This window comes from Empedobacter sp. UBA7620 (assembly GCF_002484185.1).
GTDB classification, from domain to species: domain Bacteria; phylum Bacteroidota; class Bacteroidia; order Flavobacteriales; family Weeksellaceae; genus Empedobacter; species Empedobacter falsenii_C.
This window is the reverse complement of the sequence record NZ_DLJI01000041.1, coordinates 116394-134221: the sequence shown is the minus strand read 5'-3', so window position 1 is coordinate 134221 and position 17828 is coordinate 116394. Positions and strand designations below refer to the sequence as shown.

Annotated in this window: 18 protein-coding genes and 1 tRNA gene; 12 read left to right on the top strand and 7 right to left on the bottom strand. The window is 31.7% G+C overall.

Annotation, left to right across the window (positions count from 1 at the left end; all coding sequences use genetic code 11):
- Window positions 1-33: 33 nt before the first annotated feature.
- Both B2217_RS10955 and B2217_RS10950 read right to left on the bottom strand, forming a co-directional pair.
- Window positions 34-1083, bottom strand: a complete 1050-nt coding sequence (locus B2217_RS10955) for a phytase (protein ID WP_180904486.1) — start codon at window positions 1081-1083, stop codon at window positions 34-36.
- 6 nt (window positions 1084-1089) lie between these two features.
- Window positions 1090-3888 (bottom strand): TonB-dependent receptor, encoded by a 2799-nt coding sequence (locus B2217_RS10950; RefSeq protein ID WP_291122567.1) that lies wholly within the window; start codon window positions 3886-3888, stop codon window positions 1090-1092.
- A 182-nt stretch (window positions 3889-4070) separates the two neighbouring features.
- Between B2217_RS10950 and B2217_RS10945 the strand changes: the two genes are divergently transcribed.
- The gene (locus B2217_RS10945) at window positions 4071-5600 is read left to right on the top strand and encodes a SulP family inorganic anion transporter (protein WP_115000408.1); all 1530 of its coding nucleotides are present in this window, start codon (window positions 4071-4073) and stop codon (window positions 5598-5600) included.
- A 30-nt stretch (window positions 5601-5630) separates the two neighbouring features.
- Here the strand turns inward: B2217_RS10945 and B2217_RS10940 are convergent, their stop codons facing one another.
- Entirely contained in the window at window positions 5631-6128 is a 498-nt protein-coding gene (locus B2217_RS10940) for a DinB family protein (protein ID WP_291067697.1), read from the bottom strand.
- Between the two features lie 221 nt (window positions 6129-6349).
- On the opposite strand from B2217_RS10940, the gene B2217_RS10935 reads away from it, so the two are divergent.
- The 5 genes from B2217_RS10935 (at window position 6350) to B2217_RS10915 (ending at window position 10718) form a co-directional block, all read left to right on the top strand.
- Window positions 6350-7987: an AMP-binding protein gene (locus tag B2217_RS10935; protein WP_291122589.1), complete on the top strand. Its 1638-nt coding sequence runs from the start codon at window positions 6350-6352 to the stop codon at window positions 7985-7987.
- Between the two features lie 97 nt (window positions 7988-8084).
- Window positions 8085-9254 carry a sigma-54-dependent transcriptional regulator gene (locus tag B2217_RS10930; RefSeq protein WP_280061530.1) on the top strand — a complete coding sequence of 390 codons (1170 nt, stop codon included), beginning with the start codon at window positions 8085-8087 and terminating at the stop codon, window positions 9252-9254.
- 10 nt (window positions 9255-9264) lie between these two features.
- Window positions 9265-9693: a hypothetical protein gene (locus B2217_RS10925; protein WP_280048904.1), complete on the top strand. Its 429-nt coding sequence runs from the start codon at window positions 9265-9267 to the stop codon at window positions 9691-9693.
- Complete coding sequence (locus B2217_RS10920) at window positions 9690-10208, top strand: hypothetical protein (RefSeq protein ID WP_291076036.1); 519 nt, start codon at window positions 9690-9692, stop codon at window positions 10206-10208. The genes B2217_RS10925 and B2217_RS10920 overlap by 4 nt, the downstream gene beginning before the upstream one ends.
- A 51-nt stretch (window positions 10209-10259) precedes the next feature.
- A complete protein-coding gene (locus B2217_RS10915) occupies window positions 10260-10718 on the top strand; it encodes a GNAT family N-acetyltransferase (RefSeq protein ID WP_286476923.1) in 459 nt (152 codons plus the stop codon).
- Here the strand turns inward: B2217_RS10915 and B2217_RS10910 are convergent, their stop codons facing one another.
- On the bottom strand, window positions 10719-11174 hold the full coding sequence (locus B2217_RS10910) for a DUF420 domain-containing protein (RefSeq protein WP_084106812.1): 456 nt from the start codon (window positions 11172-11174) through the stop codon (window positions 10719-10721).
- A 132-nt stretch (window positions 11175-11306) separates the two neighbouring features.
- On the opposite strand from B2217_RS10910, the gene B2217_RS10905 reads away from it, so the two are divergent.
- Window positions 11307-12359 carry a sensor histidine kinase gene (locus tag B2217_RS10905; RefSeq protein ID WP_038330528.1) on the top strand — a complete coding sequence of 351 codons (1053 nt, stop codon included), beginning with the start codon at window positions 11307-11309 and terminating at the stop codon, window positions 12357-12359.
- Window positions 12356-13051: a LytR/AlgR family response regulator transcription factor gene (locus tag B2217_RS10900; protein WP_038330530.1), complete on the top strand. Its 696-nt coding sequence runs from the start codon at window positions 12356-12358 to the stop codon at window positions 13049-13051. Before B2217_RS10905 ends, B2217_RS10900 begins: the two co-directional genes overlap by 4 nt.
- A gap of 42 nt (window positions 13052-13093) precedes the next feature.
- On the opposite strand, the gene B2217_RS10895 is transcribed toward B2217_RS10900, so the two are convergent.
- Entirely contained in the window at window positions 13094-14143 is a 1050-nt protein-coding gene (locus tag B2217_RS10895) for a nucleoid-associated protein (RefSeq protein ID WP_280045571.1), read from the bottom strand.
- Window positions 14144-14374: 231 nt separating this feature from the next.
- On the opposite strand from B2217_RS10895, the gene B2217_RS10890 reads away from it, so the two are divergent.
- Window positions 14375-15244, top strand: coding sequence for a DUF6515 family protein (locus B2217_RS10890; RefSeq protein ID WP_147279988.1), 870 nt, complete (start codon window positions 14375-14377; stop codon window positions 15242-15244).
- 60 nt (window positions 15245-15304) lie between these two features.
- On the opposite strand, the gene B2217_RS10885 is transcribed toward B2217_RS10890, so the two are convergent.
- Window positions 15305-15378, bottom strand: a tRNA-Met gene (locus tag B2217_RS10885).
- A gap of 116 nt (window positions 15379-15494) precedes the next feature.
- Here B2217_RS10885 and B2217_RS10880 point away from each other — a divergent pair.
- A complete protein-coding gene (locus B2217_RS10880; RefSeq protein ID WP_038330532.1) occupies window positions 15495-15878 on the top strand; it encodes an START-like domain-containing protein in 384 nt (127 codons plus the stop codon).
- Between the two features lie 11 nt (window positions 15879-15889).
- The gene (locus tag B2217_RS10875; protein WP_291076028.1) at window positions 15890-16699 is read left to right on the top strand and encodes an aminotransferase class IV; all 810 of its coding nucleotides are present in this window, start codon (window positions 15890-15892) and stop codon (window positions 16697-16699) included.
- Between the two features lie 4 nt (window positions 16700-16703).
- Here the strand turns inward: B2217_RS10875 and B2217_RS10870 are convergent, their stop codons facing one another.
- Complete coding sequence (locus B2217_RS10870; RefSeq protein WP_180904473.1) at window positions 16704-17255, bottom strand: YqgE/AlgH family protein; 552 nt, start codon at window positions 17253-17255, stop codon at window positions 16704-16706.
- Between the two features lie 75 nt (window positions 17256-17330).
- Between B2217_RS10870 and B2217_RS10865 the strand changes: the two genes are divergently transcribed.
- Window positions 17331-17828 (top strand): pyridoxine/pyridoxamine 5'-phosphate oxidase (locus B2217_RS10865; RefSeq protein WP_291122565.1); only part of this gene is annotated, 498 nt, incomplete at its 3' end.

Sequence of the window (17828 nt, the reverse complement as noted above, 5' to 3'; positions counted from 1 at the left end):
ACAACTCGGATTTTTTTATGTTTAAATGTCTAATTATTTCGCTTGTTTATCAATTTCGTTTTGAATGATTTGCCAATCATAAACTTGAAATGTTTTACCGTTACTCATGGCAACAAAGAAACCTTTTGGGAATTTAGTTCCAAAATTGAAGTTAATTGCATCAGCTCCGTCACATTCGATAGTAGAAACTGGGATTTTAGCAATCAATTTGTGTTCATTCGGATTTGAAGCTTCACCTTGTCGTTTGTATACATTAAAATAATTTGCTTGTTGGTCCGAAATTAAGATATAGCCATCTGTTGCATTGGTTTTATAAATTGCAATTCCTTCGTGGTCGCGTTTAAAATCTTTTTGCCCAAAAAATGCAATTTCTTCGTTTCCTTTTTCTGGATCAGCATAATATTTTCTAATTCCTGCTGTTTCGTCAGCGTAATAAATAAAGCCTAATTCTTCATCAACAGCAATGGCTTCAATCTCTTTATTACCCGAATAATTTCCAAATTTGCGTACTAAAGTTGCTTCTATTTTTCCGTTCTTGTTTTCTAATGCATATTGATGTAGGTATTCGCCACTTACACCGTCTTTACGACCAACGATTGCATAAAACTTGTTGTTTTTGCTTTTGTAGAGCGCAATTCCCATTGGGTCTCGTAATGTTTCGTCTTTGAAAACTTCGACTCCGCCATTGTCAATCAATTTAAAATCTGGAAGCGAAACAATTCTAATTTTATTGTTTGCACGTTCGGTAAGCACTGCAATGTCAATGTTTTTTCCATTCAGAGGAAAACCGTACATTACATCTACATTATTTGGACGATTAAGTGGAACGATTTGGTTCACGATTTTACCATTCAAATCATAGGCATATAAACCGCCCGTCTCTTCTTGTTTGTCTGTTCCAATAATAAGTGATTTTTCTGGATTCTGATAATTGATCCAAATTGCAGGATCATCAGTATCATTTGGTGTTTGCTGTGTTGTAACAGTTGGTTTTACTGCATTTGTAGGAATTGGAGCCAGTTTAGAGGATTCACAAGAAAATAGAATAGTGAAGAGTGATAATGTGATGAATATTTTTTTCATAATTGTTTAGAAATCAAACTTTAGACCTAAAGTAAAACGTGGTTGATAATATTCGAGTTGCATTGTTTGACTCGAAACTCCTTGGTAGTAACGTAAAGGTTGATTTGTTAAATTGTTTGCTTCTGCAAAAATTCGTAATTGCTTCGAGAATTTATACGACGCATTTGCATCTAAAAATAATTGTTTGTCATAGTAACTATCCTCGAAAGCATTTCCACCAATCTCGTCTAAATAAGCGGCAGTATAATTAACCGAAACACGTGCAGAAAACTTTTTGTTCTCGAATGCTAACGAACCATTGAACATGTGTGGAGCTGTTTTAGGTAAATCAAGATCTTTTCTCAAATCACCATCTTCATTGGTAATTCCTTTCGCTTTTGAATCGGTGTATGTATAGTTAAGATAAATTCCCAAATGTTTGAAAAATTCGCCTGGAATAAAATCTAATTGACGCTGAAATGCTACCTCAAATCCGAAAACATTCACGTGATCTCCATTTCTAGCTTGTGTCATTTTCCAATTTTCTCCAGCAGGAACTGGGTTTGCTATGTCAGGAAAAAGCGTTTGGAAATCATTTGTTGTAAATGTATTGTTTTTGTAGGTATAGATGAAATCGTTTAATTTTTTGTAGAAAAATCCTCCCGAAACAATTCCGATATTTTCGAAATAGTTTTCAACCATCAAATCATAATTCATGGCATAGGTCGCTTTCAGATTTGGGTTACCTGCAAAAAGCTCTGCATCTTCTTTCAAAACACTTACAAAAGGCGCTAAACTGTAATAATTTGGTCGTGCAATACTTGTTGTGAAAGCTGCTCTCAGAATAAAATCATTTGTAAATTTATGTTTCAAAGAAAGACTTGGTAAAACATTGGTATAATCGTTTTTGTGCTTGATTTCTCCAATTAAATCTTCTTCATCTTGTACATAATTCCCTGTATAATCTATCGAAGTATTTTCGATACGAACACCAACTATTAAAGATGTTTTAGATGATAAATCTTGATCCCAACGAATATATCCTGCCGAAATATATTCTTTCGCTTTATAGTTAGAGGCTAGATATTTAGAAGGCTCTAAGTTAGATTTGAATAGATTTGTATTGTTTAAATCTAAATTTCCTAATTGATGATTTGAATAGAAATATCCAGCTTGATATTTTTTACCAGCATTGAAACGATTGCTTGACCAATTTACAGGATTTTGAGTACTCAAATTTCCCATTCCATCTATGCTTTCGTACGAATAGAAAATATTTTCGCGCTCTTTGTCTTTCAATCGAAGGCGACCACCAAAACGTAAACGTCCTTTCTGATTTGGGATAACACTTAAGGGAACTCTGAAATTAAGCTTTGCACCAAATTCTGTTTCATCTGTATAATTGTGCTGTTCTGATAACGAACTAACTTTGAATTTGGTCAAATCTTCTGCAGAAGTTGTTGTTACATTTGGATATTTTGCATCAGATAAATCTTCATTAAACGTAACACCTTTTGCACGATAATCAATGTAGCGCTCATTTGGTCTGTCTTCGCTCGCTTTTGAGTAAGAAACAGCCCAATCCATATCCATTTTTGGTGATAATAAATGCTCTCCTCGTAACGAAACATTGTAAACACGTTGATCTTCTAAACGCGTATTTTTATTGCGGTTATTATCAATTCCACCTTTTGTTTGGCGACGTATATTTCCTTTGTAAGTTCCTGTTTTTTCATCAAATTCTAAATCGCGATAAGTTACTCTATAACGATTTTCTCGGTCGTCACGCCAATTGTAAATAGCAGAAAGATCAATTCTATTGTTTTCATTAAACTTATAATCTGCCGAAAAAGACGCACTTCTTCTTACGCGTTGAATGTCATATTTACGAATCTGAAATTGTGACAAATAGGTTTTATTTTCATCTTTGTCCCAAACTGCTTCGATATTATCCGAACCAAAATTTTGAACCTGATAACTTCCTGAAACAACCACACCTAATTTCTTGTCAAAGAATCTATTTCCATATAAAAAAGCTGAATTGTACAAGCCTTTTTCGCGAATTGGTGCATAACCACCAGAAGCCGTTATAGAAATACGCTCTTTGTTTGGAACAGCACGCGTAATCAAATTTACAGCTCCACCAATTGCGTCTGCATCCATATCTGGCGTCAAAGTTTTGTTCACTTCTATAGATGAAATCATCTCTGCAGGAATCAAATCCATTTGTACATTTCGGTTATCACCTTCGGCAGACGGAATACGATCACCATTCAACATGACTGAGTTTAATTCAGGCGAAAGACCTCTAATGATAATATTTCTAGCTTCACCTTGATCGTTTTGCATTGTAACTCCAGTGACACGTTTTAACGCATCTCCGATGTTAGAATCGGGAAAACGACCAACTTGATCTGAAGAAATAATATTGGTAATATTTCCGTTATTTTTTTGTTGATTCAATGCTTTTGCTTGTCCTTTTAAATAATCTCCAACTATAACAACTTCATTTAGTTCGTTGTAACCTGCGTTTAGAGAAAAATCAATAACAGCTGTTTTATTTTCGGTAACTTCTATTTGTTTTGAGATGGTTTCGTATCCTAAATAATCAATATAAATGGTATAAATACCAGGCGTAAGATTTAGAAATTGATAATTACCATTTTGGTCAGATACAGTATATTTATTGGAATTCTCGATGCGAATTGTAGCTCCTGGTAACGAAAATTGATCGTTAGAATCTACAACTTTTCCTGAGATAACACCGCTTTGAGCCAAAACGAATGGACCTAGAATGAATAAGGAGAGTTTTAAAAGATGTTTCATTAGAAATTAAATTTCGTCAAAAATACACTTGCTATATATCTTAATTGTTAAATATTTATTAAGAAATATTTAACAATTATAAAATTACTTCAATGATTAGTATGTAATTTGATATTTAATCTAGCTTTTTACTAATTTTAGATGCGTAGTAATTGTTACTTTTGCATGAAATAAAACTTCTGATGTCGATTGCTGAATATTTAAAATTCAATCAAAAAATAAATTATAAAAACGAAATATTAGCCGGCTTAACTGTTGCTATGACAATGATTCCTGAATCGCTTTCGTTTGCAATTTTAGCTGGTTTATCACCTTTAATAGGTTTATATGGTGCATTTATCATGGGAATTGTAACGGCGGTTTTTGGAGGAAGACCAGCGATGGTTGCGGGTGGAGCAGGTGCTACCGTTATCACTTTAATCGCGTTGAATGCTACGTATGGTGAGCAATATATTTTTGCTGCGGTTGCTTTAGCAGGAGTTTTCCAGATAGTAGTTGGTGTTTTCAAATTAGGAAGATTTGTTCGTTTAATTCCTCAACCTGTTATGTATGGCTTTCTAAATGGTTTGGCGGTTGTTATTTTTATGTCACAAATAGAACAATTCAAATCAACTACGAATGGAATAACGAGTTGGTTGAGTGGTACACCTTTTTATACGATGGCTGGATTGACGCTAATTACAGTTCTGATAGTTTATTTCTTTCCGAAATTAACGAAAATTATTCCAGCTTCTTTGGTTGCAATTCTTGTGACTTTTCTATTGGTAATCGGATTTCATATTGATACAAAGACTGTTGGTGATATTGCGAGTATCAAAGGAGAACTGCCAAGTTTTCATATTCCGAGTGTTCCGTTTACGTTAGAAACCTTGAAAATTATTTTGCCTTATTCGATTATTATGGGTTCGGTTGGGTTAATTGAAACTTTGCTAACGCTTACTTTGGTGGATGAGGTGACTGAAACGAAAGGTTCGTCGAATAAAGAATGTTTGGCGCAAGGTGCTGCAAATATTACAAATGGTTTTTTCGGTGGAATGGGAGGTTGTGCAATGATTGCTCAGACATTTGTTAATTTAGATGCAGGTTCTCGTTCGAGATTAGGACCAGCAATTGGTGCAATTACAATCTTGATTATTATTCTAATTGGTGCTCCAGTGATTGAGAAAATTCCAATGGCAGCACTTGTTGGTGTAATGATGATGGTTGCGATTTCGACTTTTAAATGGGGATTTTTTAAATTAATAACAAAAATGCCAAAATCGGATGTGTTTGTAAGTATTTTGGTGGCGATTATCACGATTGTGTTACATAACCTTGCTTTGGCTGTTTTTGTAGGTGTTATCGTTTCGGCTTTGGTTTTTGCTTGGGATAATGCTAAACGTATTCGAGCACGTAAATTTGTTGATGAAAATGGACGAAAAATATATGAGATTTATGGACCACTTTTCTTTGGTTCGACTTCTACTTTTTTAGAGAAATTTGAAATTAATTCTGATCCAAGAATAATTGTTATAGATTTGAAAGAGAGTAGAATAGTTGATATGAGTGCAATTGAATCTTTACATATTATTACATCTAAATATGCACAACAAGATAAAATTGTAATTTTGCGACATTTGAGTAAAGATTCTATTCGATTATTAGAAAATGCAAAAAGCGTTATTGAGGTAAATATCGAAGAAGATCCAACTTATAATGTGATGCCGAAATAAAAAAGTCAGCTTTTTAGAAGCTGACTTTTTTTATAAATATCGTTCATTAATTACATTCATATGATGGATGGAATGACCAGCCATTACATAACCGATTTTCTCAACAGAATACTCTCGATTACCAACTTTTCCTATTTTGTTTAAAGTTTGATCATTAAAAGATTCAAACTGAAAGTAAGTTGCTTTCATCAAATTTGTCCATTCTTTTATCAATTCTTCAGGCTTTCTTTCATTTGCATTTGAAGTCAATACATAGGCATTTTCATCGAAGAAATTTAATGTTTGAGAATCTTCTCTCGCAATATGTTGCGCACGATAAGAAAAAATACGTTCACAATCTATACAATGTTGTATCATTTCTTTGATAGTCCATTTTCCATCTGCGTACGCATAATCCCATTTATCTAATTCTGTTACAATTATTAATGTTTTCTTGATATCAGCAATACGTGTCTGTAAAGCATCTACAACTTCTATTCCATCGTAAATAGAAGTATAATTATAATTGTCGTCGTTTATTGTATTCATTTTTCAGTAATTTTTTACAATTTAAGGATAATTTGATGGAGTTATTTTAAGTATTTGTTAAAAATAAACCTTCATTTTTTTGAATTTATTTCCGATTTTAATAAAAAAATACGATTCTTTTAGAAATTTAGAATCTTGTATCTGATAAATTTATTTTCCTGAAAATCGTTGCTAAGTTTGAGTTGGAAAGTAATTTTAAAAACATAGAATATAAGCACATCATTTCTAACTTATCATACTCAAGTGGGGCATCACAATATCCTCTTTTAGGAGAAACGATTGGCGAAAATTTACGAAATACAGTTGCAAAATATCCGCAGCAAGAGGCTTTGGTTTGCGTTGATCAAAATTATAGAGCGACGTACACAGAGTTTTATTCACAAACTGAACAAATTGCAAAATCATTGATTGCTATTGGTTTGCAAAAAGGTGATCGCGTAGGTATTTGGGCGCCAAATCGTGCAGAATGGACGTTGTTACAATATGCAACGGCTCGTGTGGGAATGATTTTGGTTAATTTGAATCCTGCTTATCGCGAAAATGAACTCGAGTTTGTATTAAATCAAGCAGAAATTTCGGCTGTTTTCGCTGCTTTAAGTTTCAAAACAAGTGAATATAAAGTGATGTTGAACAATGTAAAAGACAATGCGAAATCACTAAAACATATTATCATTTTTGAAGAAAATTGGGATAATTTCTTGATCGAAGGAGAAGAAATTTCGACTTCAGAAGTTCATCAAATAGAGCAAGCTGTTCAGTTTGATGACGCTGTAAATATTCAATATACTTCGGGAACAACTGGCTTTCCAAAAGGTGTAACTTTAACGCATCATAATTTATTGAATAATGGATTTTTTATCGGTGTTCGATTAAATTATACACATCGTGATCGTGTTTGTATTCCTGTTCCGTTTTATCATTGTTTTGGAATGGTAATCGGCAATATGGCATGTACTTCGCATGGCGCTTGTATGGTGATTCCTTCGGATAGTTTTGATCCAGCAAAAACATTAAATGCAGTCGAAATCGAAAAATGTACATCACTTTACGGAGTTCCGACGATGTTTATTGCGGAATTAGAATTACCAAATTTTGATCGTTTCGATTTAACATCTTTGAGAACAGGTGTAATGGCTGGTTCGCCTTGTCCGATTGAAATCATGAAGAAAGTGCAAGCTAAAATGAATATGAAAGAAGTTTCGATTTGTTATGGGATGACAGAAACTTCGCCAGTTTCTACACAAACCATTATTGGAACGCCTTTAGAAAAGCAAGTTTCGACGGTTGGAACGGTTCAAGACCATTTAGAAATTAAGATTATTGATCCGCAAACAGGAGATATTTTACCTCGCGGAATTGCAGGAGAATTTTGTACAAGAGGTTATTCGGTCATGCAAAAATATTGGAATAATCCGGAAGCGACATCACAAGTTATTGATGAGAATAATTGGTTGCATACCGGTGATTTAGCGACAATGGATGTTGATGGTTACATTAATATTACTGGACGCATTAAAGATATTATCATTAGAGGAGGAGAAAATATTTCACCAAAAGAGATTGAAGATTTTTTGTACGAACATGAATCAATTTCTGATGTTCAAATTATTGGTGTTCCAAGTATCAAATACGGAGAAGAGGTAATGGCTTGGGTGAAAGTGAAAGATGGTATTACTATAACCGAAGACGAATTGAAGGCTTATTGTTTATCCATCGCTCATTTCAAACGTCCTAAATATTGGAAATTTGTACAAGAATTTCCAATGACTATTTCAGGAAAAATTCGAAAAATAGAAATGAGAGAAGTTTCTATTAAAGAATTAGGTTTAGAAAATGCACGAAAAGTGAAAACATCTTAAAAAAAGTATTAAAATCTATATCAAAAGTAGACTCAAAAATAATAATTTCAATTATCTTTGAGTCTATTTTAATTTATAAAAATAAACGATCTAAACGATGTCAAATATCTTATTAATCGAAGATGAACAGGCAATCCGCAACGTTTTGAAAAGCATTTTAATGGACGAAAATCCTAAATGGAATGTGGATGAAGCTGAAAACGGAGCTGTTGGGCTTGAAAAAATAAAAGAAAAAGAATACGACTTAATTATAAGTGATATAAAAATGCCATTGAAAGATGGAATGGAGGTTTTGTCAGAAGCGATGGAATATAATCCAGACCTAACAATGGTGATGATTACGGGGCACGGAGATGTTGATTTGGCTGTTGATGCAATCAAAAAAGGTGCGTACGATTTTATTCCAAAACCTCCAGATCTTAATAAATTATTGACGACTGTTCGCAATGCTTTAGACCGTAAATCGTTGATGTCTTCAAATAAAGAATTGAAGAAAGAAAATAAAGCATTAAAGAAAAAAGTTGCGAAGAAATACGAAATGATTGGTGATGCTCCTGCAATTGCAGAAGTGAAACAAATCATTGATAAAGTGGCTGCTACAGACGCTCGCGTATTGATTCTTGGTCCAAATGGAACTGGAAAAGAGTTGGTTGCACATCATTTACACGAAAAAAGTGATCGTAATGTAAAACCTTTGGTTGAAGTGAATTGTGCGGCAATTCCTGCTGAATTAATTGAAAGTGAGTTATTTGGTCACGTAAAAGGTTCGTTTACAGGAGCTGTTAAAGACAAGCAAGGTAAGTTTGAATTGGCAAATGAAGGAACAATTTTCTTAGATGAAATAGGGGATATGAGTCTTTCTGCTCAAGCAAAAGTTTTGCGCGCGCTACAAGAAGGAAAAGTTTCTCCAGTTGGTTCTGAGAAAGAAATTAATGTGAATGTTCGTGTGATTGCGGCAACAAATAAAGACTTACGAAAAGAGATTGAAGAAGGTCGTTTTCGCGAGGATTTATACCATCGTTTGGCGGTAATTATTATTAATGTTCCTGCGCTTAATGATCGTAAAGATGACATTCCTTTGTTGGTAGAACATTTTGTAAAAGATACAACAAGTCAAAAATCTTTTGATAATTCGGCTTATGATGCGCTGAAAGAATTGGATTGGACAGGTAATATTCGTGAGTTGAGAAATGTTGTTGAACGTTTATTGATTTTGGGTGATAATCCAATTTCTAGAAAAGACGTTGAGCAATTCGTGAAAAAATAATTCATCTCAGATGAAAAAAATTGTCTTTCTTCTATTTATCAGCCAATTCTTTTTATTTTCATGTAAAAAGGATAATGTAGAAGTTGATAAAAGTTCGGATGGTTTGTCGCATGAAGATGTATTGTCTTTAGAGAAAAATTCTGTTTTTACGAGCGAAACGCTTATTTACAAAGGAGTTTTTGAAGGAAAATATTTTGGAGATAAAATCGTTCTGAAATTAGCAGATGACAAATTTACTGCTGAGTACAAAGGTCAATCTTATGATGGAGAATTGTTCAAAAAAGACGATGGATCGTTGATGGAAATCGATTCAAAAAAGAAAAAATTACCTTTTCAATTTTTACGTTGGTCAGACAATTCGGAGATTATGATTCTCAATGAAGATGGAATGGCTGATGATAATGGTGAAAATTATTTAACAAGAATTTCAGATAAATGAAAATAAAATTTACGTGGATTTTAAGTCTTATTGCAATTACTTTTTTAGTAAGTTGTAATTCTTCTTCAGCCAGTAAAAATGATGAATTAGGAAAACGTTTTTTCGAAAATTATTCATCTCGAAAAGATTATAAAAAAATGTTATCTTTTTACAACGATAGTTTGGTATATGAAAATGTGGCGCAATATTCAGGAGGTTCTACGGTAGATCCGCGTCATTTATTGAATGATATTATTCGTTGGAGTGATCAAACAATGCAATATGAAAACAATAAATTATTGAAAGTAAATGAATTATTTTCTAACGATTCGATGATTATTGCAAACGGAGAATTTTCGCCTTATACATACAATGGAATGAAATTTCCAGCAATGAAATTCACGACATATTTGTATTTAGATCAAAATTCTAAAATCAAAAAACAAGTCGATTGGTTCAATTATCCGATTGAGGATATTATAGAGTTGTATCAATTGCAACAAGGTCAAGACAAAATAAAATTAGATAAACAATAGTTTTAATAAATCCAGTTAGAGTTTTTTAACTGGATTTTTTTATTTTTAGATATGATAAGAATTGCCGTAGAAAATGATATTCCTGAATTGAAAAGAATGATGATAAAATTGTTACAACATCATCAAGAGTTTAATGCGTTGTATCAGATAGATTTGACTTACAAACATGATATTGATGATTTTTTCAAAGGAATTTTACAACAACAAAACATAAAAGTATTTGTAGACGAAATAGAAAATCAGTTGGCGGGATATATTATTTGTTCGAAACATCTTCGTCCGAAATATTTTGCTATTAAATCAAAAGGAAGAATAGATTCGTTGTATATTGATGCAAATTATCGCAATCAAAATATCGCTTCTAAATTAGTTAAAGAAGCGATAAATTTCTTGAACGATCAAGCCTATATTGAATTAGAATTTACAGCTGAAAATCAATCTGCAAAAGGCTTTTGGCTGAAAAAAGGTTTTGAGATTTTGAATCATCAATGTATTTTAAAATTGAATTAATTACAAGAAAAAAGCCATTGTACAAACCATCAAAGCTGTAATTCCTGTATAAAAAAGTCCGATAATTACAATATAACCCAACTTGCGATGAATCGTTGAAAATCTTCCAGGTAATTGTTTTTTCTTATTTTGATTTTTTGATTTGAAAATTGTAAAAGCCCAAACAATATACGTTAAAACAGCACCAATAATATGCGACCAAAGTGTGGTATGAAAAAATGTTGTCGCTAAATATGGACTCACTTTTACCAAACTACCAGAACCTCCAGAAAAACGAATTGTCAATTCCAAGAAAATAACGCCTGTAACACAAACATAAAATAAGTTTTTTTGAACTTTTATATGTTGCTCATATTTTCCTTGTTTTACTAATTTTACCGCATACAAAGCAATAAAAGGAGCAAATATTGATAAAATTAACATGCCGTAAACGACGATTTGACTAATTGACATCATGAAATAATTTTTATTCAAAAGTATTTGTCACAACGGAATTGGACAATTTTTTTAGACGAACTACAAATTTTTCACGACCAAATTAGTTCACTTTCCAAAAGCTTTTTCGTTACTTCGCTAAAAGTTTTGAAGATGCAAGATTTCGTAAAAAAATATCCTCTTATTTTCCATTTATTGGGATGGATCGGAATTGCATTTATCTTTTTCATCATTTTTCCGCTTACCTATCGCATTAATTTACCACTAGAACACTACGTTTATCATGCAATTTTACTTGTCTTTTTAATGATATTGTATTATTTGAATGTAGGTTTTTTATTGCCAAAAATTAGTTGGAGAAAAAACGGTGTTTTATACATTTTAACGTTAATAATTTTGACTATTTTTCTGATTCTTGTAATGAATCAAGTGGAAGAAATGTTGCAATTAAATCAAAAACTTCATCAAATATTACATCCAAATCAGCCAACAAATGCGAAGCAAAATTCATTTTTCATTTCGATTTATATTTCAATTTTTGCTTTAATTATTTTCGCGATTGGAATTTCATCTCATTTGATTAAAAATTGGAACAAAGAAGAAAAGAAAAAACTTTTGTTGAAAGAAGAAAAAACCAAAGCAGAATTAAGTGTTTTGAAAGCGCAAATTAATCCACATTTCTTTTTCAATACATTAAATACGATTCATTCGTTAACTTATTTTGAAGTTGAGAAGTCGAGAATTGCAATTCAGAAAATGGCTAAAATGATGCGTTTTGTGTTGAATGAAGAGCAAAATGATATAGTTTTGCTGAAAGATGAAATTAGTTTTATCGAGAATTATATTGATTTGATGCGTTTTCGGATTCCAGGAAATTTAACGTTAAAAGTTGAGATTTCTACTTCTGAAAATGAGTTAGAAATTGCACCAATGATATTGTTGACGTTTATAGAAAATGCTTTTCAATATGGAATTTCAACGACGAAAGATTGTGAAATTTGTTTGAAGATTAAAGTTGAAAATGGATTATTAATTTTAGAAACAACAAATGAAATCTTTGAAAATAAACGCGTTAATCGTTCTAAAAATATTGGAATTCAAAATACGATAAAACGTTTAGAAATTATGTATTCATCAAATTATGAATATGTAGTGAAGATAGAATCAAATGTTTACAATTGTTTACTAAAAATTAAGTTGAAATGAAATTAACCTGTATAGCGATTGATGATGAGCCTTTAGCGTTGAAATTATTAGAGAATTTTATTCATCATTCTGATGATTTAGAGTTGCTTGCGTGTTTTAATTCTTCTCAATCTGCCCAATTATTTCTTCTTGAAAATCAAGTTGATTGTATTTTTTTGGATATTGAAATGCCAGAGTTAAATGGAATTGATTTTGTAAAATCGTTGTCAGAAAATAATGTAAAAACGTCAATAGTTTTTGTGTCTGCTTATAGCAATTATGCAATAGAAGGTTTTAAAGTTTCGGCAACAGATTTTTTGCTTAAACCTTATAGTTTTGAAGATTTCGAAAGAACAGTTTCTAAAATAAAACATCAAAAAAATCTTGAAAATTTATTGAAACAAAACGATGATATTTTTATTAAAATTGATGCAAAACAAGTGAAAATAAAGCTTTCGTCTATTTTGTATATCGAAAGTATGAAAGATTATTTGAAAATATATTCTGAGGAAAAGGAGTTACCGTATATTCCGTTGATGACACTGAAAAAAATGAAAGAAAATTTACCAGAAAATTTCATTCAGATTAATCGTTCGCATATTGTCAATTTCAACAAAGTGACTTCTTTTGGGAAAAATCATTTAATAATAGGAAAGAAAGAGTTTAATTTATCAGAGAAATATAAATCTGATTTTGAGAAGTATATCAAATAAAAAAGCTCCAAAATTTTGGAGCTCGTAATTATTATTTAACTATTATTGTTCTGAGTTAAAGTAGACTTTATAATAATACATTTTCTTTTCTTCGTCAAAACCGCGTTCCAAATATTCTTCGGCTGCATCAGGATTTGTCAAATCTAATTTGATGTTAATCTTTGTATCTAATTTAATTTCACTTTTGATTTTCTTTGATTCTTTCATCAAAGTTGGAACCGAAACTTCAAAAGCTTCTACAAATTCAACACGATTATTTTCGCTGTAATCTTTCTTATATTCTTTGAATTCGTCAATAATTTCGAAAGGTTTCAACACTTGATCTTCAAAAATTTCATTTGTTACAACTTCATTCGAATTCAACACATTTATCGAATTTGAGATAAATTCTGCTTGTTGTTTTTTGTCAGTTTTATCCAAAAGAAAATCATTCGAGAAATCTGTAATCAACTCCATATATTTCTTCGTATGGTAATTGTTGTCCTTAATCAAATCAATTTCTAAGAAATTTTTCTTCCAATATTCTGACTCCACATTTTTATCATCGATAGAGTAGACGCGGAAACCTTCGTCGCGATAAGCATCAAGAATAAGACAGGCTTTGTCGATTCCTTCTAACTTATAACCTTTCCAAATGTTGTAATCTAAACCACGCGATTCGTCGAAACGCAAGAATTTTTTCTTATTCTCTAATTTATAAATTCCAATTCCACGACAAGGAATTCCGTCGAACATCATATTCTCGAAAAGCGCAATAAAAACTTCACCACTTTTGATCTGTGGATGCAATGATTTTTCGTATAAATGACTTAAAACTTCTTGCGAAAAATCGATAAAATCTGTTTCTTCATCAAACATTTGCTTGCATTGATTATACAAAACATTAAATTCTAACTTTTCTGTATAATGCGTGAAACGATTAATTTCGAGCGTTTTTTTGAACGGACTTAATAAGAAAGGAACCAATTGTTCTTCCTTAGATTCGTCGTATTCTAGTGTTTTATCGGCAAAAATGTTAGCTTCTTCTCGAACTTTATGTCCAACTTTTTGTAAACTAATAAAGGCGATGTAAGCATTTTTAACGTCAATCATTTTATATAATTTCTTAAAAACAAAAGTAATCAATTCACAAATCAATACAAACGATGTCAGGAATAAAAATATTTAACAAAATTGTCAAACAAAATTGTTAATGCAATTCCTTGAATTTGAATAGCTTATTAATTATTTTGATTATTATAACATTTTCTATGGTTTAAACTTATAATTATGGCACGGAAATAGTATTAGGAGAAATGTCTTAATTTATTAAAAAGTTGGATGATGAAAAAAATTAGATTTACACTTTTAGGAGTAGCTTTTACAGCCATGTTAGCTGTTGGTGTAAATGCTCAAGATAGAGGTCAAAGAGGTGGTGAGAGAAGTTCTTCTTCAAGAGAAGCAACTTCAAGAAGTCAAGGAAATGGACGCTCTGAAATGGCTAGAACAGAAAATAGAACTAGTCGTATTGAAGGAAATAGAACAGAAAGAATAGATCGCGGTAATTCTACGAATGAATCTTGGAAAAACTCTACAAATAGAACAGAACGTGAAACGAGTACACGTATAGATAGAAACAATACAGCGATTGTAAGTAGTAGACCAAGTTCTAACAAAGATTGGAATAATAGTAGAAATAACAGAGAAAATAGCCAAGGAAATCAAGGCAACAGATCTGAGAGTTTAAAAAACAGAGATTTCTACAACAATCCAGTTCGTATAAATTCTAGTTCATACAACAGAGGAAACCGACCAGTTTCTAATGTGAATGTAAGAAACTATAACAAGTATTCGTACAACAGTTATAATTTCTACGGAAACAACGGTATTTACTATCGTCCTTATAACAATGGATATGTGAGATATATGCCATACGTAGGATTTAGAATTAATATTTTACCAGTAGGTTATGTAACAATTAATATTGGTAATAGAAATCCATATTATTTCTACGAAGGAGTTTATTACAGCCCTAATAGAAATTATTATGAAGTAGTTCAAGCTCCTCTAGGTGCTATCGTATATGCTTTACCAGCAGGATATGAAAGAGTAGATTATGGAGGAGAATATCTGTACGAATTTGGAGGTGTTTTGTACCAAAAAATTTACAACAGAGGAACAAGAGCTTATCAAGTAGTAGGTTATTTAGATTAGTATAGGTTTTAGTAGTTAAGTAAAAGCCCAAACAGATCATCTGTTTGGGCTTTTCATTTGTAGCGAAGAGCAGAATCGAACTGCCGACCTCAGGGTTATGAATCCTGCGCTCTAACCATCTGAGCTACCTCGCCTAAATTTTAATTTTTGCAAAGGTAATTTTTTTTTTGATTTTATAACAAAACTTATTTTGATTTTCTTTGGTAGATACAATTCATTTTATATCTTGCGACTTCAATAAAATAGAATTATGCCAAAAAAGAAATATCAAGTAGAATTTTCAATCAAGTCTTCACCGTCTTTGCTATATAACTATATTTCAAACCCTTCAGGTTTATCAGAATGGTTTGCAGATAATGTAAATTCTCGTGGAGAAAAATATACTTTTATTTGGGATGGACACGAAGAATCTGCATTTTTGATGAAATCTAAGCAAGATGGATACGTGCGCTTTCAATGGGAATATGATGAAGATACAAAATATTTCTTCGAATTAACAATTGTAGAAGACGATTTAACGAACGATGTATCATTAGTTATTACAGATTTTGCTGATGAAGACGAAGTAGAAGAATCAAAACAATTGTGGGAAAGTCAAATTGAAGATCTTAAAAAAATCTTAGGATCTGTTTAAAATCTATTATTTTGAAAATTAACTTAGGTGGCGTTATCGTCGAAAAAGCAAATGCAGAAATAGGAATTCAGAACAGAGCTTTTCGTAATGGTGATGCTGTAAAAGAAATTTTACGATTTGTAAATGGTGAAATTATTGATTGGGAAGATCATTATTTCAATCTAATGGCTTCTATGCGCATTTACCGCATGAATATTCCGTTGGATTTTACACCAGAATTTTTTCAAGAACAAATCAATTTATTAGCAGAAGCAAATCAATCGAAATCAGGAAAAGTAGAATTTTTTGCTTTCAGAAATGATGAGGAAGATTATCTAAAAGCATCCATCAATTATTTGATTTCTATCGAAAATAGTGAAAATGATTGGGAGTTTTTACAAGCTGAAAACGAGATTGATGTGTACAAAGATTATGCAATCAATACTGCTTTTTATTCACTTGTGAATACGTATCGTCCAGAAGAAAATATTGCAGAAATCTATCGTTTAGAGAATGATTATGCTGATATTATTTTGCTAAATGCAAACAAAAAAATGGCACGTTCATTACGAGGAAATATTTTTGTGGTGAATGGAGAAACGATTCGTACACCGAAAAAAGAAGAAGGTGTTATTACAAGTGTTTTGAGAAATAATTTCATTACAAAAATTAATAAAGCCGAAGAATTTAAAGTAGAAGAAGTAGAAATTTTTCCATTCGAAATTCAGAAAGCAGAAGAAGTTTTTATTTTGATTGATGGAGTTGGAATTTTACCAATTACCAAAAATCGTAAAAAAGAATACACTTTAAATAAAACAAAATCGATTTTTAAGTATTTATAATCGATTAATTCATAGAAGGATCAGCGGGGGTGTTTAGCCAAATCAAGTTTTCACCTCCAAGCTGTTTCATTAATTTTTTCCACAAATCAGCATCCCAACGCTCAAAAATATCAAAATCCAAATCTGTTACAGCCCACGAATTATCGTTTAATTCATCTTTGATTTGTTTTGGAGCCCAACCACAATATCCAATAAAAAACTTGATTTCATCTTGCGTAATCAAATTCTGATTTACCGCATCGCGTACATCTTCATACACACCAGACCAATATAAATTGTCAGCAATTTTTTCACTATTTCTGATTAAATCAGGTCGTTTGTGAATATAATAGATGTTTTCTTTATCTACAGGTCCACCTTCAAAAACAATAGAAGCAGATTCTATTTCAGATACAAAAATACTAATCGGAATATGAGAAGAATGATTAAGAATAAAACCAATACTTCCAGATTCTAAGTGTTCTGTAATCAAAATAACACTTCGCTGAAAAATATCGTTACTTAATGTTGGTTTTGCGACCAAAATAGCTCCTTTTTTTATACTTTTGATAGACATTTTTGTTTCGGTTTTATTGAGTAAAATCTTAACGAAAGATATGATTAGCGGTTTAAAAATATAAAATAATCATTAATGAAACAAGATTTAAGTTATAAAAGAAAAGTTTACGAAAAACAGTCGATGAATTTTGATTCGTTAAGAGAAAATCCGATCGAACAATTTCGCGATTGGTTTTTGCAAGCTGAAGAATCGGATGGAGTAGATGAAGCAAATGCGATGTCTGTTGCGACGATTGGTGAAGATGGATTTCCGAGAACGCGTGTTGTTTTATTGAAAAGATATACGGACGAAGGTTTTATTTTTTATACGAATTATAACAGCCAGAAAGGAAAAGCTTTGTTAGAGAATCCAAAGGTTTGTTTGTCATTTTTTTGGCCATTTCTCGAAAGACAGATTATTATAAAAGGTGTAGCAGAAAAAACATCGGATAATAATTCGGATGGATATTTCGAAACGCGTCCAAGAAGTAGCCAGTTAGGGGCTTGGATTTCAGCTCAAAGTTCTGTGATTGATGAGCATGAGGATTTAGCAGCAGAAGAATTGGAATTAGAGAAAAAATACGAAGGAAAA

What these genes read in the sequence shown, in the direction of transcription:
- B2217_RS10955 (WP_180904486.1), bottom strand. Translation starts at nt 1,083, where the DNA reads ATGAAAAAAATATTCATCACATTATCACTCTTCACTATTCTATTTTCT.
- B2217_RS10950 (WP_291122567.1), bottom strand. Translation starts at nt 3,888, where the DNA reads ATGAAACATCTTTTAAAACTCTCCTTATTCATTCTAGGTCCATTCGTT.
- B2217_RS10945 (WP_115000408.1), top strand. Translation starts at nt 4,071, where the DNA reads ATGTCGATTGCTGAATATTTAAAATTCAATCAAAAAATAAATTATAAA.
- B2217_RS10940 (WP_291067697.1), bottom strand. Translation starts at nt 6,128, where the DNA reads ATGAATACAATAAACGACGACAATTATAATTATACTTCTATTTACGAT.
- B2217_RS10930 (WP_280061530.1), top strand. Translation starts at nt 8,085, where the DNA reads ATGTCAAATATCTTATTAATCGAAGATGAACAGGCAATCCGCAACGTT.
- B2217_RS10925 (WP_280048904.1), top strand. Translation starts at nt 9,265, where the DNA reads ATGAAAAAAATTGTCTTTCTTCTATTTATCAGCCAATTCTTTTTATTT.
- B2217_RS10920 (WP_291076036.1), top strand. Translation starts at nt 9,690, where the DNA reads ATGAAAATAAAATTTACGTGGATTTTAAGTCTTATTGCAATTACTTTT.
- B2217_RS10915 (WP_286476923.1), top strand. Translation starts at nt 10,260, where the DNA reads ATGATAAGAATTGCCGTAGAAAATGATATTCCTGAATTGAAAAGAATG.
- B2217_RS10910 (WP_084106812.1), bottom strand. Translation starts at nt 11,174, where the DNA reads ATGATGTCAATTAGTCAAATCGTCGTTTACGGCATGTTAATTTTATCA.
- B2217_RS10905 (WP_038330528.1), top strand. Translation starts at nt 11,307, where the DNA reads ATGCAAGATTTCGTAAAAAAATATCCTCTTATTTTCCATTTATTGGGA.
- B2217_RS10900 (WP_038330530.1), top strand. Translation starts at nt 12,356, where the DNA reads ATGAAATTAACCTGTATAGCGATTGATGATGAGCCTTTAGCGTTGAAA.
- B2217_RS10895 (WP_280045571.1), bottom strand. Translation starts at nt 14,143, where the DNA reads ATGATTGACGTTAAAAATGCTTACATCGCCTTTATTAGTTTACAAAAA.
- B2217_RS10890 (WP_147279988.1), top strand. Translation starts at nt 14,375, where the DNA reads ATGAAAAAAATTAGATTTACACTTTTAGGAGTAGCTTTTACAGCCATG.
- B2217_RS10880 (WP_038330532.1), top strand. Translation starts at nt 15,495, where the DNA reads ATGCCAAAAAAGAAATATCAAGTAGAATTTTCAATCAAGTCTTCACCG.
- B2217_RS10870 (WP_180904473.1), bottom strand. Translation starts at nt 17,255, where the DNA reads ATGTCTATCAAAAGTATAAAAAAAGGAGCTATTTTGGTCGCAAAACCA.